Source organism: Aliirhizobium cellulosilyticum, from assembly GCF_014198105.1.
GTDB lineage: Bacteria > Pseudomonadota > Alphaproteobacteria > Rhizobiales > Rhizobiaceae > Neorhizobium > Neorhizobium cellulosilyticum.
In genome coordinates, this window is record NZ_JACIGW010000006.1 from 170989 (window position 1) to 194014 (window position 23026).

The 23026-nt window shown below is 58.3% G+C and carries 26 protein-coding genes; 11 read left to right on the forward strand and 15 right to left on the reverse strand.

Annotated features, from left to right (window positions below; all coding sequences use genetic code 11):
• Nucleotides 1-339: 339 nt before the first annotated feature.
• The 5 genes from gfa to GGE33_RS21895 all read right to left on the reverse strand — a co-directional run bounded on the left by gfa (nucleotide 340) and on the right by GGE33_RS21895 (nucleotide 5727).
• Nucleotides 340-921: an S-(hydroxymethyl)glutathione synthase gene (gene gfa, locus GGE33_RS21875; RefSeq protein ID WP_183827936.1), complete on the reverse strand. Its 582-nt coding sequence runs from the start codon at nucleotides 919-921 to the stop codon at nucleotides 340-342.
• Between the two features lie 83 nt (nucleotides 922-1004).
• Nucleotides 1005-2132, reverse strand: coding sequence for an S-(hydroxymethyl)glutathione dehydrogenase/class III alcohol dehydrogenase (locus tag GGE33_RS21880; protein WP_183828115.1), 1128 nt, complete (start codon nucleotides 2130-2132; stop codon nucleotides 1005-1007).
• 70 nt (nucleotides 2133-2202) lie between these two features.
• Nucleotides 2203-3036, reverse strand: a complete 834-nt coding sequence (locus tag GGE33_RS21885) for a substrate-binding domain-containing protein (protein WP_183828118.1) — start codon at nucleotides 3034-3036, stop codon at nucleotides 2203-2205.
• A gap of 64 nt (nucleotides 3037-3100) precedes the next feature.
• The gene (locus tag GGE33_RS21890; RefSeq protein ID WP_246436381.1) at nucleotides 3101-3565 is read right to left on the reverse strand and encodes a c-type cytochrome, methanol metabolism-related; all 465 of its coding nucleotides are present in this window, start codon (nucleotides 3563-3565) and stop codon (nucleotides 3101-3103) included.
• Nucleotides 3566-3804: 239 nt separating this feature from the next.
• Nucleotides 3805-5727 (reverse strand): methanol/ethanol family PQQ-dependent dehydrogenase, encoded by a 1923-nt coding sequence (locus GGE33_RS21895; protein ID WP_183827942.1) that lies wholly within the window; start codon nucleotides 5725-5727, stop codon nucleotides 3805-3807.
• Between the two features lie 416 nt (nucleotides 5728-6143).
• Between GGE33_RS21895 and GGE33_RS21900 the strand changes: the two genes are divergently transcribed.
• Nucleotides 6144-6488 carry a hypothetical protein gene (locus GGE33_RS21900; protein WP_246436362.1) on the forward strand — a complete coding sequence of 115 codons (345 nt, stop codon included), beginning with the start codon at nucleotides 6144-6146 and terminating at the stop codon, nucleotides 6486-6488.
• A gap of 31 nt (nucleotides 6489-6519) precedes the next feature.
• On the opposite strand, the gene GGE33_RS21905 is transcribed toward GGE33_RS21900, so the two are convergent.
• Nucleotides 6520-6729, reverse strand: coding sequence for a hypothetical protein (locus GGE33_RS21905; RefSeq protein ID WP_183827945.1), 210 nt, complete (start codon nucleotides 6727-6729; stop codon nucleotides 6520-6522).
• 257 nt (nucleotides 6730-6986) lie between these two features.
• On the opposite strand from GGE33_RS21905, the gene GGE33_RS21910 reads away from it, so the two are divergent.
• Nucleotides 6987-7367, forward strand: a complete 381-nt coding sequence (locus GGE33_RS21910) for a c-type cytochrome (protein ID WP_183827948.1) — start codon at nucleotides 6987-6989, stop codon at nucleotides 7365-7367.
• A 27-nt stretch (nucleotides 7368-7394) separates the two neighbouring features.
• Here GGE33_RS21910 and GGE33_RS21915 read toward each other — a convergent pair whose 3' ends face one another.
• From GGE33_RS21915 to GGE33_RS21940, 6 genes are read right to left on the reverse strand one after another with little or no spacing between them, the layout of a single operon-like run.
• The gene (locus GGE33_RS21915) at nucleotides 7395-8024 is read right to left on the reverse strand and encodes a hypothetical protein (protein WP_183827951.1); all 630 of its coding nucleotides are present in this window, start codon (nucleotides 8022-8024) and stop codon (nucleotides 7395-7397) included.
• Nucleotides 8024-8890 (reverse strand): ABC transporter permease, encoded by an 867-nt coding sequence (locus tag GGE33_RS21920; protein WP_183827954.1) that lies wholly within the window; start codon nucleotides 8888-8890, stop codon nucleotides 8024-8026. The genes GGE33_RS21915 and GGE33_RS21920 overlap by 1 nt, the downstream gene beginning before the upstream one ends.
• On the reverse strand, nucleotides 8887-9759 hold the full coding sequence (locus tag GGE33_RS21925; protein WP_425486664.1) for an ATP-binding cassette domain-containing protein: 873 nt from the start codon (nucleotides 9757-9759) through the stop codon (nucleotides 8887-8889). Before GGE33_RS21925 ends, GGE33_RS21920 begins: the two co-directional genes overlap by 4 nt.
• 52 nt (nucleotides 9760-9811) lie before the next feature.
• Nucleotides 9812-10300: a cupredoxin domain-containing protein gene (locus GGE33_RS21930; RefSeq protein ID WP_183827960.1), complete on the reverse strand. Its 489-nt coding sequence runs from the start codon at nucleotides 10298-10300 to the stop codon at nucleotides 9812-9814.
• Nucleotides 10301-10328: 28 nt separating this feature from the next.
• Entirely contained in the window at nucleotides 10329-11318 is a 990-nt protein-coding gene (locus GGE33_RS21935; protein WP_183827963.1) for a YVTN family beta-propeller repeat protein, read from the reverse strand.
• A gap of 33 nt (nucleotides 11319-11351) precedes the next feature.
• Nucleotides 11352-12485 (reverse strand): ABC transporter substrate-binding protein, encoded by a 1134-nt coding sequence (locus GGE33_RS21940; protein WP_246436388.1) that lies wholly within the window; start codon nucleotides 12483-12485, stop codon nucleotides 11352-11354.
• Nucleotides 12486-12996: 511 nt separating this feature from the next.
• Between GGE33_RS21940 and pqqB the strand changes: the two genes are divergently transcribed.
• Genes pqqB through pqqE form a run of 4 tightly spaced genes read left to right on the forward strand, consistent with a single transcriptional unit; the run spans nucleotide 12997 to nucleotide 16128 of the window.
• The gene (pqqB, locus tag GGE33_RS21945) at nucleotides 12997-13935 is read left to right on the forward strand and encodes a pyrroloquinoline quinone biosynthesis protein PqqB (protein ID WP_183827969.1); all 939 of its coding nucleotides are present in this window, start codon (nucleotides 12997-12999) and stop codon (nucleotides 13933-13935) included.
• Nucleotides 13932-14687, forward strand: coding sequence for a pyrroloquinoline-quinone synthase PqqC (gene pqqC, locus GGE33_RS21950; RefSeq protein WP_183827972.1), 756 nt, complete (start codon nucleotides 13932-13934; stop codon nucleotides 14685-14687). The genes pqqB and pqqC overlap by 4 nt, the downstream gene beginning before the upstream one ends.
• Nucleotides 14684-14983 carry a pyrroloquinoline quinone biosynthesis peptide chaperone PqqD gene (gene pqqD / locus GGE33_RS21955; protein WP_246436364.1) on the forward strand — a complete coding sequence of 100 codons (300 nt, stop codon included), beginning with the start codon at nucleotides 14684-14686 and terminating at the stop codon, nucleotides 14981-14983. Before pqqC ends, pqqD begins: the two co-directional genes overlap by 4 nt.
• Nucleotides 14980-16128 carry a pyrroloquinoline quinone biosynthesis protein PqqE gene (pqqE, locus tag GGE33_RS21960; RefSeq protein ID WP_183827976.1) on the forward strand — a complete coding sequence of 383 codons (1149 nt, stop codon included), beginning with the start codon at nucleotides 14980-14982 and terminating at the stop codon, nucleotides 16126-16128. Before pqqD ends, pqqE begins: the two co-directional genes overlap by 4 nt.
• 159 nt (nucleotides 16129-16287) lie before the next feature.
• Here the strand turns inward: pqqE and GGE33_RS21965 are convergent, their stop codons facing one another.
• On the reverse strand, nucleotides 16288-16773 hold the full coding sequence (locus tag GGE33_RS21965) for a hypothetical protein (RefSeq protein ID WP_183827979.1): 486 nt from the start codon (nucleotides 16771-16773) through the stop codon (nucleotides 16288-16290).
• 45 nt (nucleotides 16774-16818) lie between these two features.
• Complete coding sequence (locus GGE33_RS21970) at nucleotides 16819-17052, reverse strand: hypothetical protein (protein WP_183827982.1); 234 nt, start codon at nucleotides 17050-17052, stop codon at nucleotides 16819-16821.
• Between the two features lie 176 nt (nucleotides 17053-17228).
• Here GGE33_RS21970 and GGE33_RS21975 point away from each other — a divergent pair, with 176 nt between their 5' ends.
• The 4 genes from GGE33_RS21975 to GGE33_RS21990 are packed head-to-tail and all read left to right on the forward strand — an operon-like array spanning nucleotide 17229 to nucleotide 20694.
• Nucleotides 17229-17972 (forward strand): ABC transporter substrate-binding protein, encoded by a 744-nt coding sequence (locus GGE33_RS21975; RefSeq protein WP_183827985.1) that lies wholly within the window; start codon nucleotides 17229-17231, stop codon nucleotides 17970-17972.
• A gap of 18 nt (nucleotides 17973-17990) precedes the next feature.
• Nucleotides 17991-18647, forward strand: a complete 657-nt coding sequence (locus GGE33_RS21980; RefSeq protein WP_183827988.1) for an amino acid ABC transporter permease — start codon at nucleotides 17991-17993, stop codon at nucleotides 18645-18647.
• Between the two features lie 2 nt (nucleotides 18648-18649).
• Nucleotides 18650-19378: an ATP-binding cassette domain-containing protein gene (locus GGE33_RS21985; RefSeq protein ID WP_183828126.1), complete on the forward strand. Its 729-nt coding sequence runs from the start codon at nucleotides 18650-18652 to the stop codon at nucleotides 19376-19378.
• A gap of 5 nt (nucleotides 19379-19383) precedes the next feature.
• The gene (locus tag GGE33_RS21990) at nucleotides 19384-20694 is read left to right on the forward strand and encodes an NAD(P)/FAD-dependent oxidoreductase (RefSeq protein ID WP_183827991.1); all 1311 of its coding nucleotides are present in this window, start codon (nucleotides 19384-19386) and stop codon (nucleotides 20692-20694) included.
• Between the two features lie 46 nt (nucleotides 20695-20740).
• Here GGE33_RS21990 and GGE33_RS21995 read toward each other — a convergent pair whose 3' ends face one another.
• Nucleotides 20741-21640, reverse strand: coding sequence for a GNAT family N-acetyltransferase (locus tag GGE33_RS21995; protein ID WP_183827993.1), 900 nt, complete (start codon nucleotides 21638-21640; stop codon nucleotides 20741-20743).
• A gap of 241 nt (nucleotides 21641-21881) precedes the next feature.
• On the opposite strand from GGE33_RS21995, the gene argE reads away from it, so the two are divergent.
• The gene (argE, locus tag GGE33_RS22000) at nucleotides 21882-23012 is read left to right on the forward strand and encodes an acetylornithine deacetylase (RefSeq protein WP_183828129.1); all 1131 of its coding nucleotides are present in this window, start codon (nucleotides 21882-21884) and stop codon (nucleotides 23010-23012) included.
• Nucleotides 23013-23026: the final 14 nt, after the last annotated feature.

Below are 23026 nucleotides of genomic sequence, written 5' to 3' on the forward strand. Positions count from 1 at the left end.
GAAGCGTCTCGGCTATATCTGATGTCCGCGGAGGGCTGTAAGCGGAAATATCAGAGATATGAAAAGCACCGCCGCGATGCGCAGGTAGCGGGCACGGGCTGGCTTTGCGCGTTGCGCTTTCAGGTATGGTCCTTGAGGACGAGGAGCTACCATCGCCAGGGAAGAAGAGTAAGCACAAGAAATTCTGCCCTACCGGCGCCAGATCGCAAACCGGCAGGGAGGACGTCCGTAACCTCGACTATCGAACCCTTCCTCCCGCCCAAATTGCCGCCCCTTGAGCCATACGGCAAACCCGTGCCGTATGGCATTTCGCCAACGGGAACATCCTGCAGGCAAAAATCAAGCCGGGAGCACTCCAGATTTTTTCGCCACCCATGTCGCGACATAATCCATCAGGCCGGGCGAAAGGCAGTCATAGGGCTCGAGTCCCAGTTCCTTGAGCCGGGCCCTGACACCGTCCATACGCTCCGGATTGACTCCGGATTCGATGATCGACGATACGAAAGCAGCAAACCCCGGAGGTGCCCAACCGTTTTCCTGGAACCGCTCCGGATGGATGAAATCCAGTCCCTTGAATGCGTGGTCCCGCTCGACCGGACCATACATATGAACACCGCATTGTTTGCAGGCATGTCTCTGGATGAGCGCGCTCGGATCAACCACGGCGAGCTTGTCGCCGTTTTCAAGCACCGTCACCTTGTCGTGAGGCACAACGGCGACGATCGAAAAGTCGGCACCCTTCGGCTTCCAGCATTTGGTGCAACCGCACGCGTGGTTATGTGCCACCTGTCCCTCGATTTTCACCTTCACCGGGCGGTCGACACACTCACAAACCAATGTGCCACCGGAAAAGCCGGCGCCGGCGGGCTTTACGCCACCATCCACCGCGGGATGGATGCGAACTTGAACTGCACTGTCCATTGCAAGTCTCCTCCTCTGCTTAAAATCCTGTTCCGGTTACCGGCGGTTGCCCCAAGTCTCTTCGTCTTGTGGCAAAAAACCGCTCAATAGACCACCACGCCGCGGATCGATTCACCCTTGTGCATCAGCTCGAAACCCTTGTTGATGTCTTCGAGCGGCATGGTGTGGGTGATCATCGGGTCGATCTGGATCTTGCCTTCCATGTACCAGTCGACGATCTTCGGCACGTCGGTGCGACCGCGGGCGCCGCCGAAGGCCGTGCCCATCCAGTTGCGGCCGGTGACCAGCTGGAACGGACGGGTGGAGATTTCCTGGCCGGCACCGGCAACGCCGATGATGACCGACTTGCCCCAGCCGCGATGCGACGATTCCAGCGCCTGGCGCATGACCTTGGTGTTGCCGGTGCAGTCGAACGTGTAGTCGGCACCGCCGATCAGGTCACCATGACGCTTGGTCATGTTGACCAGATAAGGAACGATATCCTCGCCGACTTCCTTCGGGTTGACGAAGTGGGTCATGCCGAATTTTTCGCCCCATTCCTTGCGGTCCGGGTTGATGTCGACGCCGATGATCATGTCGGCGCCGGCAAGCCGCAGGCCCTGAAGCACGTTGAGGCCGATGCCGCCGAGACCGAAGACGATCGCGGTGGAGCCGATCTCGACCTTGGCCGTGTTGATGACGGCGCCGATACCAGTCGTCACGCCGCAGCCGATATAGCAGACCTTGTCGAACGGCGCGTCAGGATTGATCTTGGCAAGCGCGATCTCCGGCAGAACGGTGAAGTTCGCAAAGGTCGAGCAGCCCATATAGTGGTGGATTTTGTCCTTGCCGATCGAGAAGCGGCTCGTGCCGTCCGGCATGACGCCCTGGCCCTGGGTGGAGCGGATCGAGGTGCAGAGATTGGTCTTGCGGCTGGTGCAGGAATAGCACTCGCGGCATTCCGGCGTGTAGAGCGGAATGACGTGATCGCCCTTCTTCAGCGAGGTGACGCCAGGTCCGACATCGACGACGATACCGGCGCCTTCATGGCCGAGAATAGCGGGAAACAGGCCTTCCGGATCGGCGCCCGAGAGGGTGAAATCGTCGGTGTGGCAAATCCCGGTGGCCTTGATCTCGACCAGCACTTCGCCGGCCTTCGGGCCGTCGAGCTGAACCGTCATCACTTCCAGCGGTTTACCTGCCTGAACGGCTACAGCGGCGCGGACATCCATCTTTCCCTCACTCCCCTTTGACTGTCCCTGGAACAGGCCGTTTTTCCCGGCCTCAAGCCTGCTCATGGCTTCACTGGGTAATCCTCTGATCCCGTTCGTCGAGCAGCGGCACGCCATAATCTAACAGTAGCTTGTCGATTTTCGCCTGGTTTTCCTTGATGAACGTATTGAGTGTGCGCTTCCAGCTCTGATCGGAAGGGCGAACTCCCATTGTGATCCGGTAGATCATGCGCTGGCCGCCCTTTTCATGAGTGAGCGGCACGAGCGTCATCTCGGCACCGGATCGAGAGGCATAATAACCGGCCATCGGACCCCAGAGGACTGCGGCGTCGATTACCCCCGACTGCATGTCACGCAACGCCAACTCTGCCATGGAGGGCATGGCACGCGTATCAACCATCAGCGGATAGACCTTCGCCTTCCCCATCAGCTTAGCCTTGGCCATGTTAGCCGTCGGCGGCGTACCCTCGACAACCCCGATGCGCTTGTCTTTAAGCTTCGGGTCGGCGAGCGTTTCGACCCCCGACAGATCGCCGCCCTTCCGATAGACCAGCACATAGGACGAGCGGTAATAGGCATTGGTGTTCTGCACCAACTCATCACCCTGTGCGTATCCTATGATGACATCGCAGCGGTTGGCCCCGAGCGTGTTGCGTACGAAACCATTGATCGAGGGAAACCACGTATACGCGACCGATTTTCGTCCCGTCCCCTCTGCAACAATCTGTGCCAACTTGTCCTCGAAACCGTCGCCGCTTTGATCGGAAAAGGGCATGTTGGACGGATCGGCACAGACGCGCAGAACATCCGGATCGACAAGTTCTCCCGCCGCGCCAAGACCAGCCCCTTGAGCAAGAACCTGATGTGTCATGACACTCATCGCTGCTGCGAAAATCGCCATCATCCATCCGCCATGGGCGAGATTCCGCACTACCGGAAAGATGCCGGGCTGGACACCATGCTTCATCTCAGCCTCCCATACAGGAGGTTTCGTAGTCTTTCGCCCCTTGTGGTTTATCGGCCTTTTTCGGCGGACGACCGCGGGGGGCTGCACCGACCGCACGCGCCCGCAGATAGACGTAGATGTCGTCGAGATAACAGTAGACATTCTTGTTATCGCCAAAAGCCGGCATGACGTTCTCCTTGCCGCCACCGACATTTTTGCGCCCTTCCGCCACGATCGACAGGAAACTCGCATAATCCAGCCGCTTTAAGCTGTCTGCCAAGGCCGGAGCATAACTGGACCCGACGCCGTCCGGCCCATGACAGACATGACAGTCGGAATGATATCGGCGGTAGCCGCTGAACGTATACCAGTCGACCGTACCGTCCGCCTGGATCTTGAAGGTCGGATTTCCCTCCTTGTCGAGAAACTTGCCATCCTCCTCGGTCGCCGCCGCCGCCTTTTCCTTGTCATCATCGGCGAAGGCCATTCCGGGTGTAAGAAACGATAATGTCACGATGCCAAATGCGATAGCTGCCTTGCAAAAAGCCATTGATGAACCTCACATGTGAAACATTTCGGGAGCGATGAAAAAGCCCGCCTCAAAGCTCCCAACCAAATGAAGAAGCCTGCCCGCACAGTCGTTTCGGATGATCATTTGATGCCCAGAGGGCACCTTGAGGGCCGCGCCACGCGAGCACGACCCTTCGACGGAGGATATTTCCGTGGTCAGTTGTCCGGGAGGCCGAATACTGTCAGCTGGCCGCCAAGCGTGGTGTAGTCGGCAAGCGCCGCATAACCGCCGACAGCGCCGAGACCCGCCGTTCCGACGACGGCAGCCTCATCCTGTCCGCCGCGCCCCTGATCCACTGCACCATGCCATGCCGCAGCGTTTTCAGGAGAGAGAAGCCCACCGGCAAGACCGATGCCGGCCCAGCCGCCAACGCCCGAAAGCACGGCAATATACTGTTTTCCGCCATGTTCGAACGTGTTGATATTGCCGATAATGCCGGAAGGCGTCTTGAACCTGTAAAGTTCCTTGCCCTTCAGATCGACAGCCTTGATATAGCCTTCCAGCGTGCCGTAGAAGACCACGTCTCCGGCGGTTGCCAGCGCCCCGGACCAGACGGAGAACTGTTCGGGTATAGACCAGACGATCTCACCTTTGGCGGCATCCCAGGCAATGAAATTGCCCATGCCACCATGGCTTTCCGGCGCCGGATACATCGACACGGTCGCGCCGACATAAGGCTGGCCGGCCGTGTAGCTCACTTTATAGGGTTCGTAATCCATGCAGACATGGTTTGTCGGCACGTAGAAAAGGCCTGTTTTGGGCGAATAGGTCGCCGGTTGCTGGTCCTTAGAACCGAGTGCTGCGGGACAAATGCCGGTGGAGTTGACGTCCTCACCATTCTGCTGCGTTGAATATTTCGCGACCACCTGTGGCCGGCCATATTGCTCGCTCTTCGGATCCATCACGACTTCCGTCGCCCAGTTGACCTTCGGATCGTATTTCTTGGCCACCAGCAACTCGCCGCTCACCCGATCCAGCGTGTAGCCGAAGCCGTTCCGGTCGAGATGCACCAGAACATCATGTTTCTTGCCCTTGACCTCCATGCCGTCGACGAGAATGTTCTCGTTGACGCCGTCATAATCCCACTCGTCATGCGGGGTCATCTGGTAGAGCCATTTGGCTTTGCCCGTATCGGCATCGCGCGCCATCAAGGTCATCGACCAGCGATTGTCGCCAGGTCGTTGAACCGGGTTCCAGGTCGAGGGATTGCCGGTGCCGTAATAGATGAGGTTGGACTTCGCATCGTAGGAGAACCAGCCCCAGGTCGTACCGCCGCCGGTCTTCCACTGCTCGCCTTCCCAGGTATTGATGCCGGAATCCTTACCCACCGGCTTGCCCAGATGGGTCGTTTTTTCCGGGTCGATCAGCGTTTCGGCATCAGGCCCGGTCGAATAGGCTTTCCACGCGAGCGAACCGTCCTTCAGGTTATATGCCGCAGTCCAGCCACGAACGCCGAATTCGGCGCCGGAGATGCCGATCAGCACCTTGTCCTTGACCACAAGCGGCGCAGCCGTGCCGGATTCGCCCTTGCCGCCATCGATCTGATCACCGTTCTTCACCGACCAAACGACCTTGCCGGTCTTGGCATCGAGCGCCACCACCGTCGTATCGGCCTGGTTCAGGATGATCTTGCCGTCACCGTAGGCAACTCCGCGATTGACGGTGTCGCAGCACATGATGCCGATGACGTTCGGATCCTGCTTGGGTTCGTATTTCCAGAGGATCTTGCCGTCGTTCTTCAGGTCCAGCGCATAGACGATATTCGGGAATGGCGTGTGAATATACATCACGTCGCCGATGACCAGCGGTCCACCCTCATGGCCTCTGAGGACGCCGGTGGAAAAGGTCCATTTCACCTGCAGGTTCTTGACGTTGCCCGCAGTGATCTCCTTGAGTTCCGAATAACGATGGTTGGCATAGTTGCCGGTCGGCATCGCCCAGTTTTTCGGGTCTTTGGCAAGCTTGGTCAGGTCGTCGTTGGCGAAAGCCGCCCCGGAAAACCCCGTGGCCAGAACGCCCGCGGTCGCCAGTGGTAGAAATAGATTTCGTGCAATGTTGGAATTGACAGGTATCCGCATGTGAAATCCTCCCGATGCTTATTATCCACGCACGATTCGTCGTCGCGAACCGTCGCATGCTCCAGCGCAGCCAAGTGATTTTCTCAATGTGCGGGAAACGTTTCCGTCAGCGTGTCACGGCAAAAGGATGGGCCAAGGGCACCTTTACTGCCCACCCGATAGGCCTGCGGATCTTGCCTCTCCCAAAAACAAGACCTTGAAGCCGGAAACCGTTTAAAAGATAGGGTATTACATTAATCGCGGCAAGTGTATTATTTGAGCTGACTTGATCTATAATTGAATTTGCTGCTCCGCGACATATTTTATTGCAAATGCTCAGGAGTATTACTTAGATAAAACATATGATAATTTGAAGATGATTGCGGAATTCTCTTTGAGCATTGGGAGTACAACGCCATGAACAAGGAAGGTTTTTGATGTTTATCAGAATTTTTCAGCTCTCATTCTTCTTCGTTGCACTCTGCTTCACCACAATCTCCCTGGCGCGGGACGATTACCCAACGGTTGCAATAGTCGATTATGTCCACGGTTGCATGAAAGCGAACGGCGAAACGCGAAACGCACTCCAAAGTTGTTCTTGCTCGATCGATGTCATCTCGTCGATCATACCCTATGAGCGTTACGAGGCGGCCGAGACTTTTATGAGCCTGGGCCTGCAGACGGGCGAGCGAGGTGTACTTTTCCGACAGGGAGCTGTGGCGAAATCGGCCGTTTCCGAGCTGCGACGCGCTCAGGCGGAGGCGGACGTTCGCTGTTTCTGACCGTGTTGACAATTCGCTAGCGGCTGGAAAATCAGACCTTGCGACCCTTATCCGGAAAGGCGCATTTCCAGCGTACAATTCTTACCGCAGGGTGCTGTCCCGACCATTTCGCGATTTCCGCCGGCGCCAGGATCATGCATTGGAACAGCGAACCGCGGCTCTCGAAAAGCAGATGCTCATTGCGGCAATCGCTGGGATTGGCCAACAGACACACCGTCAGGACAAGATCGACCATGTTCATCGCAAGCCCCTCTCCTGCATCATGTGGACCGCGATTTTGTCGGCCTGCAGGGGCCGTCAGCAGGCTACAGAATACGCTTGCCCGAAAAAGCCGTCAATCAGACATGCCGAACGTACGAAATCTCTAATGCAACCTTATTTTGCAGACGACCTGATTTCGGGATGTTGACTTAGCGTTATGACGAACTACCCTTGCGTGTGCAGGCGTGGTGTCGAACCGAGTTACCCGTCACCGCTCATGCTTTTGGGAGGAACTCTATGCGTGCCATCTGTTATATTGGCGCCATCGGCCTTGTGCTGCCGATGGCGGGCTATGCCTTTGGCCAGGATGCGGCTGCGGGTGAAAAGGTATTTGCGAAATGCAAGGCCTGTCATGTCTCCGATACCGATCAGAACAAGATAGGCCCTTCTCTGAAAGGGCTGCTCGGACGAACGGCTGGATCCCATGAGGGCTTCAAATATTCTGCGGCCATGAGCGATGCCGGCAAGGGCGGCATGGTGTGGGATGAAGCCACACTCACCACCTATCTTCATGACCCGAAAGGCGTCGTCAAAGGCACCAAGATGGCGTTCGTCGGGCTGAAGGCGGACAAGGACGTGGCCGATGTCATCGCCTATCTGAAGCAATTTTCGCCGTGACATCTGGTGTTGGCGGCCCGACCCGCTTCACTGAGCGGGCGAGGCCTCGGCAAGCGTTTTGACCAGCGCATACAGCCGCTGCTCTATCAACGTCGGCACCTCGCAGACATAAGTGAGCGACTGGACGCGTTCCTGGAAGATGCGCGTCTGGAACATCAGCCGCTCGCTGCGCAGCGTCACCTGGTTCTGGTCCACATCCGGCTTTGCCCGCATGGCATCAAGCGCAGAGCCTTCCCGACGAAGGCTGGCCGCCAAATCACGCTGGCGTTGCGCATAACGGGCGATGCCGGAGATGACATGGCTGCGCTCGCCATTCATTTTGTCGAACAGGCCCTGTATCAGCATGGCGATATGGAGTGTCCGCTGGTCTGTCGGCAGCGTGTCGCGATAGGCTTTGATCTTCTCTTGCGCCTCCGGCAGCGGAAGGCGTCGCGCGGCGAGATCATCCACCAGTTCCGACACCGCCTCATCCTTTGACCAGTCTGCGGCCTGCGGTGGCAGTTCCGGCCCCGTCCAGATCTGGCCGATCGACAATTCAGGCACCTTACGCTGGATGCAGGGCCAGTCGGGATCGTCGCCCTGGGCGGCAAAAACCGGCCGTGACAACGCCGCAAATCCCAAGGCCGCAGCGATCAGAGCACGCATGAACCACAACATCAGCCATTTCCTCCTGAATCCCGTTTGCGGTTCAACAGCCCTTTGGCGGGGTCATAGGCAAGAATGGCGCCGCCGAGGAATAGCACGGTGAAACCGCAAACGACTGCAAGCGATATCCAGTCGATCCGGCCGTAAAGCGCAAAGCGGATCAGTTCCACCGCATAGGTAAAAGGGTTCGCCTGGCAGATATGGAAAAGAGGTGGACTGGATTCCTGAATTCGCCAAAGCGGATAGAGCGCCGAGGATGCAAAATACATCGGAAAGATCACGAAATTCATGATGCCGGCAAAATTTTCCAGCTGGCGGATCATCGAGGACAGAAGCATGCCGAGCGAACACAGCATCATACCCGCCAGAACCAATGCCGGCAGGACCAGCAGGTAACCGATCACCGGTGGCTTGACGCTCCAGAACCAGGCGATGGCAAGAAACACGTAGACCTGCAAAACCGACACGGCGACACCGGCCAGAAGTTTAGAGACCAGCAGAAACCAGCGCGGAAACGGGCTGACGAGCAGGGTGCGCATGTTGCCCATCTCGCGGTCATAGACCATGGAAAGCGACGACTGCATGCCGGAAAACAACAGGATCATGCCGCAAAGCCCCGGAGTGATATAGACCTCGTAGAGAACATAGGTCTTGTAGGGAGGGATGATCGACACGCCCAGAACCTGGCGAAAGCCGGCGGCAAAGACGAACAGCCACAAAAGCGGCCGCACCAGCGAAGAGATGAAACGTTCGCGTTGATTGAGGAAACGCAGGCCCTCGCGAAGCATGATACCGGTGAGGCACGCGGCGTATTGAGCGATGCCGAACCCGCGTTGCGGGTTGCCTGAGACGGTGCCGGTCTGGGCGGGAATGCTCATCGCGCCGCTCCGACCAACGGAGCCGCCGCATCGACCTCGCAGCGCGCGGCAAGATCTCTGCTCTCCCCTATCGCTGCGACGGCGGCCACGCTCAATTCGGAGCGCGAGGCTCCGCTTGTCAGACCTGCGAAAGCCCCGCCGATATCCCTCGCCCCCGCCTGACGCACCACATCCGCAACCGCCCCCGCCACCAGCACGCATCCCTTGTCGAGGATCACCACATCGTCGGCCTGATCCACCTCGTCGATCAGATGCGTTGCCCAAAACACGCTCAAGCCGGTCTGCGCCACCAGCGCGCGGATCGTCGCCAGGATGTCGGCGCGCGAGCGGATATCCAGCCCGACCGTGGCTTCGTCGAGCAAAAGCAAGGATGGCCGATGCAACAGCGCCCGCACGATCTCCACACGCCGCATCTGTCCGCCTGAAAGATTGCGGGCCTTGTCGTGCAGCCGGTCAGCCATATCGACCTGCGCCAGCAGCTCCCTGATCCGCACCATTGCATCCCGCCTGCCCATACCATGCAGCGCCGCGTGATAGGCGAGGTTCTGGCCGACGGAGAGGTCGAGATCGAGCGTGCGCGCCTGAAAGACGATGCCGAGCCGGCGCAGAGCTTCGCCCGGTTCACGCCTGATATCCCGGCCGAAGACGCGGATCGATCCCTGGCGGGTGTCGTAAAGGTGGCTGACCAGCGAAAACAACGTTGTCTTGCCGGCGCCATTCAGACCCAGCAGAACGGTGAAGCTACCTGCGGGAAGGGAGAAGGAGACGGCATCGAGCGCTTTCTTCTGCCCATAGGAATGGCTGACCATGGCGACCTCCAGCGCCATGGCTTGTGCTGGGCCGCCTTCGTCTTCGATACCGTGCATCATGTTCCTCCACGCTCACCACTGCGCCCGCCTGACGCCACACAAACTCATTTTCCTATTTGATGGTAATCGTCCCCTTCATTCCCTTGTCGGCGAGATCCGGCACTGACCATGTGTAGCTACCGGGACGAACAGCGGTGAATTGCACCTGCATCGTGCCTTCGCTGTCGAATTCGAGCCACGCCGGCGCGCCGTTCATATGGACCTCGAGATCGTTGATGACGATCTGGTTCACCCAGACATTGCGGAACAGGTCGGTGACGAATTTGTATTCCAGCCCTGCGGCAGAAGTGATCTTCCAGCGATAGCCCTGCCCCGCCACCAGCTCGAAATCCTTGCGATTGACGGCAAAACTGTCCTTTGCCGAGCCGAGCACCAGTTCCGGCACATCCTTGCTCGCCCGTGTCACCTTTTCCGTCGAGACTGCCGTTTTGGCTGCAGGCTTGTCGTCGTCATCATCATCCTTGTCCTGCGCAAAGCCGATGCCCGCAGACAGAAACACAGCCGCCAATGCGACCAGCCCCAATGTCCGATAATCCAGCATACTTTCCTCCTCCCGTTATCCCAGTTTCCTATTTCGGCGAAACCACCACGCCCCACGGCATCGCTCCGACCGTCACCGATTGCACCGGTTCGTCACTCGCCACGTCGATGAAAGTAATGTCGTTCGAAACGCCATTGGTGCTGATGATCGTCTTCTGGTCCGGCGTGAAAGCGAGCTGCCACACCCGCTGACCGACCAGCACATATTTCTCCACCTTGTAGGTGGCCGTATCGACCACCGCGACACGATTGGCCGGCCCCAGTGCCACATAGGCTTTTCTGCCATCGGCGGTGATGCGCACGCCGACCGGCTGGATCGCCTCGGAGCGCAGGCCGGCGATCTCGAAAGTGATCTTCTGCTTCACTTCCCGGCTGGCATTGTCGATGACCGAAACCGTACCGCCGATCTCCGCACTCACCCACACTTCCGATCCGTCCGGCTTGAATTCGGCAAATCGCGGCCGCGCATCCACCAGCACGTTATGAGTGATCTCATGGCTGTCGGTATCGATGAAATGCGCCATGTTCGTCGTCTCCGACGTGTTGACCATGGTCTTGCCGTCGGGGCTGATGCCCATGCCCTCCGGCTCCACGCCGACGGGGATTTCCGCCAGCACATCGCGGCTTTCGATGTCGATGACGGTGACCAGATTGTCGTCCTCGTTGGCGACATAAAGCGTCTTGCCATCCGGCGACAGAACGAACAGTTCCGGGTCCGGCCCGGAGGGAAGCGTGTCGACGATCTGGAGCGTCTGCGTATCGATCACCTCGATCGTGTCGTCGTCGCTGGCGCAGAGATAGATGAACCTGCCGTCGTGCGAGATGGTGATGCCTCGTGGTCTTTGCCCGACGGGAAGTGTTTTCACCACAGTGCCGGTTGCCGTGTCGACAACGGTCACCGTATTGTCCTTCTCGTTCGACACATAGGCCATGAAGGCTTCGGCCGGCTGTGCGCCCATCAGTCCGCCGCATAGCAGCGAAGCAAACGTAATGGCGACTGAAGTCGGTCTTTTCTGCATGTCGGCCCCTCCCAAGGCTCCTCTGTTGTCACCTCATTTCAGCACGCACCTCGTCTCCGGTTGGTCGATGCCCAATGTGTCGAGTTCGGAGAATTGATGCAGAAATCCCTCCTGCGGTGAGGTCGACACCACCGATCGGCCATCGCCGATGAAGATCGGCTGCCTCAACTGCCAATTCCAGCGCCGAAAGGTCAGCTTCTGCCCCTTGAAGGCTGCAATGGAGAATTCGTCGGAGCGGATGAACCCAGCGATCTCGGCCGGATCGGCACTCCGCGTACGCGTTGCCGCCTCGCCGATGATGCGTCCTGCCGTCCAGGCAGACATATCCTTCGATAGCATCCGCCGTCCTGTGGCCTTGAGAAAACGATTCTGGATTTGTGTGCCGCCCCATTGCTCGCTGGCTGGATGCCAGGCGGAGGGCATAAGTCCCGCCGTGCCGGCTACAGGCCGCGGCTGCCAGGTGCGAAACGGCACATAGGTGCCGAAAACCTCGCTCTCATCGGCGACCAGCAGAATGTCATGCTCGGCCAGCCCCTGCGTAAACACCGGCATTTGCCGCTGGATCTGCACCACGCCGCTATCGGTTCGTCGCGCCGTGCCGGTATCGGCAAATTCCTTTTCCGCGACAATCTCCGCGCCGAACCGCTCGGCCGCCCGGCGCAGAGCGTCGGCGAACAGCCGGTCGTTCTCATGCGAACCATAAACCAGCGCCCAGCGCGGCCATTGTTTCCAGATCAGATATTGCGCTAGCCCGTCTGCCAGCATGCTGCGCGTCGGTGCAGTATGAAAGACGTTTGCGCGGCAATCCTCTTCCCGCAACCGGTCGTCCGTGGCACCGACATTGAAGACGATTATTCCTTTGGCTTGGGCTGCATCCGCCAGCGCCAGAAGCTGAACTGCGGAAAGATCGGCAAGGATTGTCGAAATCCCCTTGCCCGCCATCACATCGAAAACGGCAAGCACATCCGAATCCGGTTTTACTTCAACGACGTCCAGCGAGAATTTCTGCTCCAGGAAACGACCGGTCGTGTTGTTGTCGGATATGGCGACACTTGCCCCCGCCACCCCTTCGTCGCGCGGTGGTACATCGAGAACCGACAGCGCCAATTGCGGCGCATAGGCGCGAATGTAGCCGAGCCTGACTTCGGATGCCTCAGGTTCAGGCAGTACCTGACCTGCTGTTCCGGGTTTGGATGAAGCTTGTGCGCTAGCTTCTGCGAGAGGCAGAACCGCAAGAAAAACTGAAATGAGTAAAAAGACGAAAACAGCCACCACACATCCTATATGCTCGCAAAAGAACACACATCTCCGATACTGTTCGGATCTGCCATGGATTATCGGTGCCGTGGTCAGATTAGCGCAGACGCATCGGATTACAACCTGTAAATGTGAAGCTGCCTCTAAACTTCGCATTAATCTACAGTTGTACATCGCAGGATTGCGCGTATGATGATCTTGGCCGAAGAGGCCCTTTATGAGGAGGAGAAACTTATGAAGAAGATCTGGAAGAAACCGACGATGTGCACCGTCCCCGTCGGAATGGAAATGTCACGATACTTTCCCGCACAACTTCCGTCGAAAAAATAAGCAGTTAAAGCAGCCTCATCCGGACCCCGGATGGGGCGTCTTTCAGATATGATATTGAGCCGTGGCGAGATCTCGTCAGGGGAAGGGTTTCATGTACCTGAAGGTTGTGGGGTCCGCCGCCGGAGGTGGCTTCCCCCAGTGGAACTGTAATTTTCATTTGAGCCGCGATGCCCGAAAAGGCGCGGAAAACATCCGCCCCAGAACCCAGTCGAGTCTTGCCGCTAGCGCCGACGAAGCGCGGTGGGTGCTGTTCAACGCGTCGCCGGATATCCGACAGCAGATTGCAGCGACGCCGGAACTGCAGCCGGCCGAAAACGCCCCACCGCGTTCCACCCCAATCTCCGCCGTGGTGCTGACGAATGCGGATGTCGATCATATTGCCGGTCTGCTCAACCTGCGGGAGCGGGAGCGGTTCGTCATCTATGCCACGGCACGCGTTCTTGCGGTGCTGGAGCAGAATGCGATCTTCAACGTGGTCGATCCGGCCTTGGTCGAGCGTCGTGAACTGAAGTTGCATGAAATCTCTCCCATTCTGGACTGGCAGAACAGGCCAACCGGCATTTCGGTGGAAGCATTCGCGGTGCCCGGCAAGATTGCCCTTTTTCTGGAAGATCAGGCCAAGGCCGAACAAGGTTTCGGGACCGAAGAGGGCGATACGATCGGCCTGAAGATCACGTCTGGAAACGCCGTGTCGGCCGTCTTTTACATTCCTGGCTGCGCCCGCATCGACGGCAACCTCCGACAGCGCCTGGATCGGGCCTCATGCCTTCTCTTCGATGGAACAGTTTATACCGATGACGAAATGCTGACCTCCGGCGTCGGCACGAAAACCGGGCAACGCATGGGCCATCTGCATATTTCCGGCGATGACGGCTCGATGCATGCTCTGGCCGATCTTTCGATCGGACGGCGGATCTATGTGCATATCAACAACACCAATCCCATCCTGGACAATCATTCGCCCGAAGCGGCGGCGGTGCGCAAAGGCGGCTGGGAAATTGGATATGACGGAATGGAGATCCGCCTGTGAACGAGTTCGCTGATGCTGCAGGCAATGGACTGACGCCAAATGAACTTGAGCGTATCCTGCGCGAAATCGGCCTTTCCCGTTATCACAACCGCCACCCGCTTCATCATCAGATGACCTCGGGCCAGCTTTCGAAGGGGCAGTTGCAGGCCTGGGCGCTAAACCGCTATTGTTATCAGGCTGTTATCCCCCGCAAGGACGCGATGATCCTGTCGCATGCGGAAGATCCCGCGTTTCGGGCCGAATGGCGAAAGCGGATAGAGGATCACGACGGCAGTGACGGCTGGAATGGCGGCATTGCCCGATGGCTCAAACTTGCAACTGGGCTCGGACTTGATCGGGATTTTGTGGCGAGCCAGCAGGGCGCACTGCCGGCCACCCGCTTCGCCGTCGGCGCATATCTGTCCTTCTGTACAGATAAAAGCCTACTGGAGGCGGTGGCGTCTTCCCTGACCGAGCTTTTTTCACCCGTCATCATCGGCGAGCGGGTTCCCGCCATGCTCGCGAAGTATGATTATGTCACTGAGGATATTCTCGAATATTTCAAGCCGAGGCCGGTGCAGGCTTCGCGTGATGCCGATTATGCGCTCGCCTATGTGCGACAACATGCTGATACACCCGAAAAACAGCAGGCGGTGATCGATGCGCTCGTCTTCAAATGCGACCTGCTCTGGGCCATGCTGGACGCGCTGGAACAGGCTTACGGCGATCACGGTCACATTCCACCCGGCGCCTTCGATCCGAAGCAGCCATGATGAGACCGCAAAGGCAGCGCATCGTTATTTCTTCCGGATCGACGCCGACGCTGAAGCCCCATGTGCGGCTGCAATATGACACTGTCCGGCAGGCTTGGGCTTTGCTGTCACCGGAAAAGGTGTTCTGGCCGGATGAGGTGAGCCTCGATATTCTCAACCTATGTGACGGCACGCATTCGGTGACCCAGATCCTGGAGGAACTGTCGATGCAATATGACGCACCCATCGAAGAGATAACCTTCGACGTCCAAACCTTTCTGCAGGACTGGTCGGACCGTTCGCTGGTGACGTTATGACCGAAGCGGTTCTTCCCCCGATCGGCATGCTGGCCGAGTTGACGCATCGATGTCCGCTTCAATGCGCCTATTGTTCGAACCCGCTCGAACTTCTGAAGGCAAACCGTGAAATGGCAACGGAAGACTGGCTGGCCCTGTTCGACCAGGCAGCCGATCTCGGCGTGCTCCAGATCCATCTGTCAGGAGGTGAACCGACCCTGCGGCAGGATCTCGAAACTCTGGTCCGCCGCCTGAGCGATCGCGGCGTCTATACAAACCTGATCACCGCCGGCGTCGGTATTCGTGAAGGACGGATCGACGATCTGGCGCGGGCTGGACTGGATCATGTCCAGATCAGTTTTCAAGGCGCTGTCGCCGCCACCACCGAAAAGATCGGCAATTATCGCGATGCGCATGTCAAGAAGATCGGGACGGCCGAACAGGTGCGTGCAGCTGGCCTGCCCTTGACGATCAATGCTCCTATCCACCGCCACAATATCGATGAGATCCCGGCCTTCATCGAACTGGCGCTCGAACTTGACGCCGAGAGGCTGGAGATCGCCAATGTTCAATATGCCGGCTGGGCGCTTCTCAACCGCAATACCCTGATGCCGGACCGTGCCGCCGTCGAACGCCAGGTGAATGTCGTGCGGGAAGCGCAGGAACGGCTTCACGGCATTCTCGCCATCGATTTCGTCACGCCCGATTATTTCGCGATTTACCCCAAACCCTGCATGGGCGGCTGGGCGCGCGACGCCTTCATGGTGGCGCCGGACGGCACCGTCCTTCCCTGCCATGCTGCCGACACCATACCGGGACTTGTTTTCGACCGTTTCGGCGAAAAAAGCCTGGCCGACATCTGGCACGGTTCTTCCGCATTTAACGCCTTTCGAGGCACGGACTGGATGGCGGAACCCTGCCGTACCTGCGACCGCAAGGAAATAGACTGGGGCGGCTGTCGCTGTCAGGCGATGGCGATTGCAGGAAACGCTGCCGCCACCGATCCCGCCTGCATCAAATCTCCATTGCACGCGCGCATGGCGGCCTTGATCGAGGAAGCAACGACATCCAGGCAGGATGTCTTCCACTATCGCCGGATAGCACGCAGTATGGCTGACCACGCATGCGATGCCACCGAGGCAGTAGGCACCGAACTGAGAAACTAGCCCTCTGCATGTAAATTGAGGTGCACAGGAATTTTGGGCCAGCGGAAGCTGAAGTTTTGCAAGATTGTGAGGGCAAACGTGCCTGCGGAGAGGCAGGAGAGTACATAAGATTTTTCGCTCCGGACGACATAGACCGGGCTTTCGCGAGGAGGATCGATCTTATTCCGGGAATATTGGTTGCGGCGGCAGGCTTCGACCTCTGGCATAAAACCGGGTTGCCTTTTTCCTCGGCTTCTGGCGAAGTCGAGAATGCCTAACAACTCGCCGCGTAGGTTCGCGTGAACTTAGCCCCGCTTGGTTGTGTGGGGTAAGGACGATTTCCCAGATGAGTGAGCGGAGAGCTTCCGCCGCCTGCCTGCCGCCGTCCGGGGGGCGCTGGAGGATGTCGGACAGACGCTCGACGCGGCGGCAGTAGAGGTCGGCGCGATTAAGGTGAATGTCGGGCATGTCCGCCGGCACTTGCCCAAGGCGGGCGACGATCTCCGCCTTCTGTCGCTCAAGGTCGTCCATGCGGGCTTTCATGGACGGCTGGTACACGCCGTCCTCGATGGCCGCAATGATCCCGGCGATGGCCTTCTCGACCTTAGCGAGCGACTTCCGATCGTTCTGCGCCTGCGCGCGGCGATCCCGGGTCAGCCGGTTCATTTCCTCCGTGTATGCTTTGACGGCCTCCGGAAAACTCGCTGCGGGTCAGAGCGTAATTAAGCTATTAATGAGATACGAACTTTTGACCATATCTTTCAGGCAGCAAACCGCTGTGTTGGATGAAATCATACGGCGTGAATTCTTATCCATGGAAGTTATCTTACAAGCTCGCGCGACCATCACCCAGCCAAGCGGAATTGATAAATCAAATGCGCGGTCATCCCAATGATTTTGAATGAGCTCATGATTCAGCATTATCTGCTGTGAAGTATTCGCCATTCGCAACATCGTACGATTCCGAGATGAGACACTCTGTCCTACCGGACGATTTTTATAATCCTGCACCGGGCTTCAATGCTCTGCACACGCAACAATGTTTCCGAGAGATTACGTTTGTCTGTCGGAGATAATCCGCGATGCATTTTCTTGAAAAATATAAAAAGGGAACAGGTAAAATGTGGTTCAAGACTACTCTGGTTGCCATATCTTTCGCAGTCGCCGCGCATACAGCTCAGGCGCAGACGGTCTATAAGGTCGGGTCGACACCGACGGGTACTCCCTTCACCTTCCTCGATGCGAAAACCAATACCATCCAGGGAGTGATGGTGGATGTCATCGAGGGGATCGCCAAGGACGGCGGGTTCAAGATCGAGATCCAGCCGATGCAGTTCTCGGCGTTGATTGCAGCGCTGACCTCCGGGAAGATCGATATCATCTCAGCAGCTATGTATGGCTCGCCCGAGCGCGCCAAAGTCGTCGACTTCAGCCAGGATGTTTACGCCTATGGCGAAGGCCTGGTCGTATCTGACAAGGACACGACCGATTACATCAGCGTCCAAGATCTCAAGGGCAAGAAGCTCGGGGCTCAGGTCGGCACCCGCTACATCGATTACATGAAATCATCCGGCGCGCCGTCTGAGGTAAACGCCTATGAATCTCTGCCCGACATCCTGCGCGATGTCACCAATGGTCGCCTGGACGGCGGCGTCGGCGACTATCCGATTCTCTCCTATAATATTGCTCAGGGACGTTTCCCGGGACTTCGCCTCGTTCAATCCTACAAGCCGGCTGTCGTCGGTCCGATCAATATCGCGGTCACCAAAGGCAATGCCGAGCTTCTGGAAAAGATCAATACCGGGCTTGCCAAGATGAAAGAGGACGGCCGCTTCGACGCGATCAAGAAGAAGTGGGGCCTCTAAGACTCGGCAACAAAGATCATGTCTCATTTCTTCGAGCAGGCGCCCAGCTATCTGCCGATCCTGATGCAGGGCGTCTATCTGACCGTGCTCGTGACCATTGGAGCATTTGTCCTTGCGACCGTGCTCGGTCTGGTCTGGGCTTCGATGCGGGTGAGCGGCATTGCGCCGCTCGCCTTTACCGCCAGCACGATCATCATCATCGTCCGCGGCATTCCCGGAATGGTGATCCTGTTCTATATCTACTTCGTCATGCCGGATCTCGGCCTGTCGCTGACGGCCGTTCAGTCAGCCATAATCGGCCTGGGCATAGCCTATTCGCCTTACATGGCGGAGGTCTTCCACTCAGGCATAGAAGCCATCGACCGGGGCCAGACGGAAGCGGCGCTTTCGATCGGCATGGGCTGGGGCCTGCTGATGCGACGGATCATCCTGCCCCAGGCGATCCGTGTTGCATTACCACCCTACGGCAGCACGATGATCATGCTGCTCAAGGATTCCTCGCTCGCTTCGACGATCACCGTCGCGGAGCTGTCGCTGCAAGGAAAGTTGCTTGCCTCCTCGACCTTCGAAAACACGATCATCTTCACGCTTGTCGCATTCATCTATCTTGCCATGAGCCTGCCGCTGACGGCTTTCAATTCATGGCTTGAACGACGTCTGGGGAAATCGCGATGAGCATCATCGAACTGAAGAACATCCGCAAGAGTTTCGGCACGATCGAAGTCATCCACGACATCTCCTTCTCGGTGAAAAAGGGCGAGGTCGTCTGCATCATTGGCCCTTCGGGATCCGGCAAATCGACCTTGCTTCGCTGCATCAACGGACTTGAGACCTATCAGGGCGGCGAGATCAGGGTTCATGGCGATCGCGTCGATACCGCCAGCAAAAGCATCCGGCGCATCCGCACCCGGGTGGCCATGGTGTTTCAGCGCTTCAACCTCTTCCCTCATATGACGGCGTTGGAGAATGTCGCGGAAGGGCCGATCTACGTTAAGAAGGAACCGCGAGAGAAAGCGCTCGAACATGCCCGCGAACTCCTGACACGCGTTGGACTTGCCGCGAAGGCAGACAGCTATCCGCCCCAACTGTCGGGTGGCCAGCAGCAGCGTGTGGCCATCGCCAGGGCGCTCGGAATGCAGCCGGACGCCATTCTGTTCGACGAACCGACATCCGCGCTCGATCCCGAACTCGTCGGCGAGGTTCTTGCCGTCATGCGATCACTGGCCGCGGAAGGCATGACCATGGTTGTCGTTACGCATGAGATGGGCTTTGCGCGGGAAGTTGCCGATCGCGTGCTCTTTCTCGATGGTGGGGTCCTGGTCGAACAGGGGCCTCCCGAAGAAGTGTTGAGCCGTCCGCAAAACCCGCGCACACAGGATTTCCTGCGACGCGTTCTGGAAGCGTAACGGCCATGACAAAGCTGAAAAGCCGCTTTTTCACCCATGACGCCGTCAATGAACCCTATTGGTGGGAGGATGCGAAACCGACAGCAACCCTGGAAGCGGATCTGCCTTCCCACAGCGAGGTGGTCATTGTCGGCGGCGGCTTCACCGGCCTCAATGCGGCCCTGACGCTTGCCAGGGCAGGCCGACAGGTTACCGTATTGGATGCCGAAGCCCCCGGCTGGGGCGCCTCTTCACGAAACGGAGGCATGTTGGGGCCGGGCTGGGCAACATTCGACACGGCCATGGCCTATGGTCCCGACAAGGCAAGGGCAATCGTCACCGAGAGCTTTCAGGCCCTGCAGCACGTAAAGGATGTCGTCGACCAGGAGAGAATCGATTGCGATCTGGCAGTCGTCGGATATTTCCGCGGCGCTGTTACACCGCGCGCTTACGATGCGATGGGCGCGCAGCTGGAGCGTATCCGCAAAGTCATGCCCTGTGATGCTTATCTCGTGCCATATGCGGAACAACATGGCGAGATAGGCACCGATTTCTATCATGGAGGCCTCGCCATTCCCGGCTATGCCGGGTTACATCCGGCCCGATACGTTGCAGGCCTGGCACATGCTGTCAAACGAGCGGGCGTAAACATCGTTGCTGGCGTGCGCGTGACGGCACTCGAACGGCAAGCAGCAGGCTTCCGGGTGTCGGACGGCAAGAGGCAGATCGGGGCAAAGCAGGTTCTGCTCGCCACGAACGGTTATACCGGCCCGCTCTATCCTTTCCTGCAGCGCCGTATCATCCCGATCCGCAGTGCAATCATAGCAACCGAACCTCTGCCATCCGCCGTCATGAGCCGGTTGATGCCGAAGCGGCGCATGCTTGCCGGAAGCCAGCGTGTCGTCACCTATTTCCGGCCATCGCCGGACGGGACGCGCATCCTCTTCGGCGGCCGCGTGCTAAAGGTTACCGGTGAGGACGTAGTGGAAACAAATGCCGCGCATCTGCGTAAACAGATGCTGCAGGTTTTTCCCGAACTGGCGGATGCAGGGATTTCCCACTATTGGCACGGGCAGACCGGTTTCACCTTCGACAAGCTGCCGCATCTCGGTCAACATGAGGGTGTTTATTACGCCTGCGGTTATAACGGGACCGGCATCGCGCGCGCCAGCTGGTTTGGCCACAAGATAGCCCAACGCATGCTGGGTATCGAAGATGAACCGAGTGCCTACGAAGATCTGCCCTTCCGCAGCCGTCATCTCTATTACGGCAAGCCTTGGTTTTTACCCCTCGTCGTTCTCTATTACGAGATGCGTGACCGCTGGGACCAGCGGTAACGCAGGCCCGAATGCTTCCATCAGGCAGTTCCGCTAACGCGCACCTTCAGCCGAAGGATTGCGAAGCCAACCCATAAACGATCGGCCGGCCGCCGTCGCTTTCGCCATAACTCGCGGCCTCGGATGTCACCATCGTCTTGACCGTGTCGTAGACGGACATGCCGGACTGCTGGACAAAATTCGCAAAGTCGCCGGTCTCGAAACGAAGGTCGATCCGCAGGAAACTCCCGACATGCGCAACGATATGCGGACGTGTCACGACGATGGCATCCGCATCGCAGGACGCGACGATCGGGCCGATCACATGCCCGCGCCCGAACCGGCGTCTCATCGAATAGGCCAGCAACCGGTCGCCGTCATAAAGACCGTAGCAGATCGAGCTTTCAAGCAGACGGATGAGATGAACCCGCCGCTCCGCGCCAAAGGCGGGTGTATCGAGTGCAATCACGGCTTCGATATCGGCGCGATCCAGGCGTCTGAGCGTCAGGCCGTCGGCGATTGCGGCAGTTGCCGGCGGCGCAACGGCCTCGCCCTGACATTGAAATATCGTCCGTTGCGGGCGAAAGCCGAACGAGACGTAAAGGCGGCGTGCCTCACGGGTCGAGTTGAGACGAATATGCCGGCCGGAACAATCCGCAAGCACACGTTCCATCAGCCATCTCGCAGCGCCGTTCGCCTGCAGTCGAGGGGCGGTAATCAGCATGCCGAAAGTGGCGAACTGATCTCCATGAGGAAACCACATGGTGGATGCGGATATTCGCCCGATCTCGTCAAGCGCGACGAAGCCGTGGCCGACATCGCGTGCGTGCTGCCAATCGGGCGCCCGATGCGGCCATCCAACGGAAATCGACAATGCCTGAAGTTGTGAAAGCTCGACATCCGCGATGTCGGCCGTACGCATCTCGAACGCATCGACATGCAATGTCTGAGGTATCTTCGTATTCATCCTTCACCCAGCCGCGACAGGACTTTCTTGCAGGCCCGGTAAAAAGCCCATCACTCCCAGTGATTATGTTAGCCCGTACCTGGCGAAACATTTCACTGCGAAGACGAGTTTCGGCACAAGATTGCACCGTATCCCTTCGACTTTCAGCAGCCATCCCTTTTCCCGACGACTAACCTTGGTCTTCAAATCGGGGAGATGCCGCCATTACGGCACATAGCAACTGGGCATGACGGCAAGATCGATGCGCACCTACGAGATCCTGGAAAAACTGGTTGGTTTCCCTTCCATCGTCGGCACGCCAAACAACGATATCGTTGAGTGGATTGCGGCCTATCTCTCCTCGTTTGGCATCAAGTCGCATGTGCTGGCAGGCCCTGAGGGCGACCGAGCCAATCTTTTCGCGACGATCGGCCCTGTTGACAGGCCCGGCTATATACTTTCAGGTCACATGGATGTGGTGCCGGCCGGCGAGGCCGGATGGAATAGCGATCCTTTCGCATTGAGAGCCGATGGCGAAAAGCTGTATGGCCGCGGCACCAGCGACATGAAAGGTTTTCTGGCAGCGGTTCTGGCAGCCGTTCCCGCGCTTGTCGCTGCCCCCCTTGCACGCCCGATCCATCTTGCTTTCTCCTATGACGAGGAGGCCGGTTGCCGGGGTGTGCCGCATCTACTTACCCGGTTGCCGGACCTGTGCCTGGCCCCGCTTGGCGCCATCATCGGAGAACCGAGCGGCATGCAGGCGATCCTTGCGCACAAGGGAAAAGCCGCAGCCAGGGTCACGATCACGGGGCGAACGGGACATTCCTCGAGGCCCGATCTCGGCCTCAATGCTATTCATGCGATGACCGAAGTATTGCAGGCCTCCGTCGCTGCGGCAGCGGAGCTGACAAACGGTCCGTTCGAAAGAGAATTCGAGCCGCCCTATTCCTCCATTTCCGTCGGAACGATCCGCGGTGGCCAGGCCGTCAACGTCATTCCGGACCACTGCTCGCTCGAGATAGAGGCACGAGCCATTTCGTCCGCGGAACCGCAGACACTGCTTGCTCCCGTGCGAACGGTAGCAGCAGCACTCACCGCCAGAGGTTTCGAAGTCGACTGGCAATTGCTCAGCGCCTACCCTGCCCTTCTACTTGCCTCCTCGTCACCGCTCGCGGCCCTTCTTGAAGACCTAACCGGCATCGAGCCGCTCGCCGCGGTCAGCTATGGCACGGAGGCAGGTCTCTATCAGCAGGCGGGCATTGACGCGATCGTCTGCGGGCCGGGGGATATCGCCCGCGCCCATAAGCCGAACGAATTCATCCTGACGAGCGAACTGGCTGCTTGCCAGACGATGATCGAGATGCTCGGCCAGATATGCTGCCGGCAAACTTGAGATGGGAACAGCAT

What these genes read in the sequence shown, in the direction of transcription:
- gfa (WP_183827936.1), bottom strand. Translation starts at nt 921, where the DNA reads ATGGACAGTGCAGTTCAAGTTCGCATCCATCCCGCGGTGGATGGTGGC.
- GGE33_RS21885 (WP_183828118.1), bottom strand. Translation starts at nt 3,036, where the DNA reads ATGATGGCGATTTTCGCAGCAGCGATGAGTGTCATGACACATCAGGTT.
- GGE33_RS21935 (WP_183827963.1), bottom strand. Translation starts at nt 11,318, where the DNA reads ATGCAGAAAAGACCGACTTCAGTCGCCATTACGTTTGCTTCGCTGCTA.
- GGE33_RS21880 (WP_183828115.1), bottom strand. Translation starts at nt 2,132, where the DNA reads ATGGATGTCCGCGCCGCTGTAGCCGTTCAGGCAGGTAAACCGCTGGAA.
- pqqB (WP_183827969.1), top strand. Translation starts at nt 12,997, where the DNA reads ATGTACCTGAAGGTTGTGGGGTCCGCCGCCGGAGGTGGCTTCCCCCAG.
- GGE33_RS21915 (WP_183827951.1), bottom strand. Translation starts at nt 8,024, where the DNA reads ATGTTGTGGTTCATGCGTGCTCTGATCGCTGCGGCCTTGGGATTTGCG.
- pqqE (WP_183827976.1), top strand. Translation starts at nt 14,980, where the DNA reads ATGACCGAAGCGGTTCTTCCCCCGATCGGCATGCTGGCCGAGTTGACG.
- GGE33_RS21930 (WP_183827960.1), bottom strand. Translation starts at nt 10,300, where the DNA reads ATGCTGGATTATCGGACATTGGGGCTGGTCGCATTGGCGGCTGTGTTT.
- GGE33_RS21920 (WP_183827954.1), bottom strand. Translation starts at nt 8,890, where the DNA reads ATGAGCATTCCCGCCCAGACCGGCACCGTCTCAGGCAACCCGCAACGC.
- GGE33_RS21990 (WP_183827991.1), top strand. Translation starts at nt 19,384, where the DNA reads ATGACAAAGCTGAAAAGCCGCTTTTTCACCCATGACGCCGTCAATGAA.
- GGE33_RS21895 (WP_183827942.1), bottom strand. Translation starts at nt 5,727, where the DNA reads ATGCGGATACCTGTCAATTCCAACATTGCACGAAATCTATTTCTACCA.
- GGE33_RS21925 (WP_425486664.1), bottom strand. Translation starts at nt 9,759, where the DNA reads ATGATGCACGGTATCGAAGACGAAGGCGGCCCAGCACAAGCCATGGCG.
- pqqD (WP_246436364.1), top strand. Translation starts at nt 14,684, where the DNA reads ATGATGAGACCGCAAAGGCAGCGCATCGTTATTTCTTCCGGATCGACG.
- GGE33_RS21975 (WP_183827985.1), top strand. Translation starts at nt 17,229, where the DNA reads ATGTGGTTCAAGACTACTCTGGTTGCCATATCTTTCGCAGTCGCCGCG.
- GGE33_RS21995 (WP_183827993.1), bottom strand. Translation starts at nt 21,640, where the DNA reads ATGAATACGAAGATACCTCAGACATTGCATGTCGATGCGTTCGAGATG.
- GGE33_RS21900 (WP_246436362.1), top strand. Translation starts at nt 6,144, where the DNA reads ATGTTTATCAGAATTTTTCAGCTCTCATTCTTCTTCGTTGCACTCTGC.
- GGE33_RS21965 (WP_183827979.1), bottom strand. Translation starts at nt 16,773, where the DNA reads ATGAACCGGCTGACCCGGGATCGCCGCGCGCAGGCGCAGAACGATCGG.
- GGE33_RS21980 (WP_183827988.1), top strand. Translation starts at nt 17,991, where the DNA reads ATGTCTCATTTCTTCGAGCAGGCGCCCAGCTATCTGCCGATCCTGATG.
- argE (WP_183828129.1), top strand. Translation starts at nt 21,882, where the DNA reads ATGCGCACCTACGAGATCCTGGAAAAACTGGTTGGTTTCCCTTCCATC.
- GGE33_RS21910 (WP_183827948.1), top strand. Translation starts at nt 6,987, where the DNA reads ATGCGTGCCATCTGTTATATTGGCGCCATCGGCCTTGTGCTGCCGATG.
- GGE33_RS21905 (WP_183827945.1), bottom strand. Translation starts at nt 6,729, where the DNA reads ATGAACATGGTCGATCTTGTCCTGACGGTGTGTCTGTTGGCCAATCCC.
- GGE33_RS21970 (WP_183827982.1), bottom strand. Translation starts at nt 17,052, where the DNA reads ATGGCGAATACTTCACAGCAGATAATGCTGAATCATGAGCTCATTCAA.
- GGE33_RS21890 (WP_246436381.1), bottom strand. Translation starts at nt 3,565, where the DNA reads ATGGCCTTCGCCGATGATGACAAGGAAAAGGCGGCGGCGGCGACCGAG.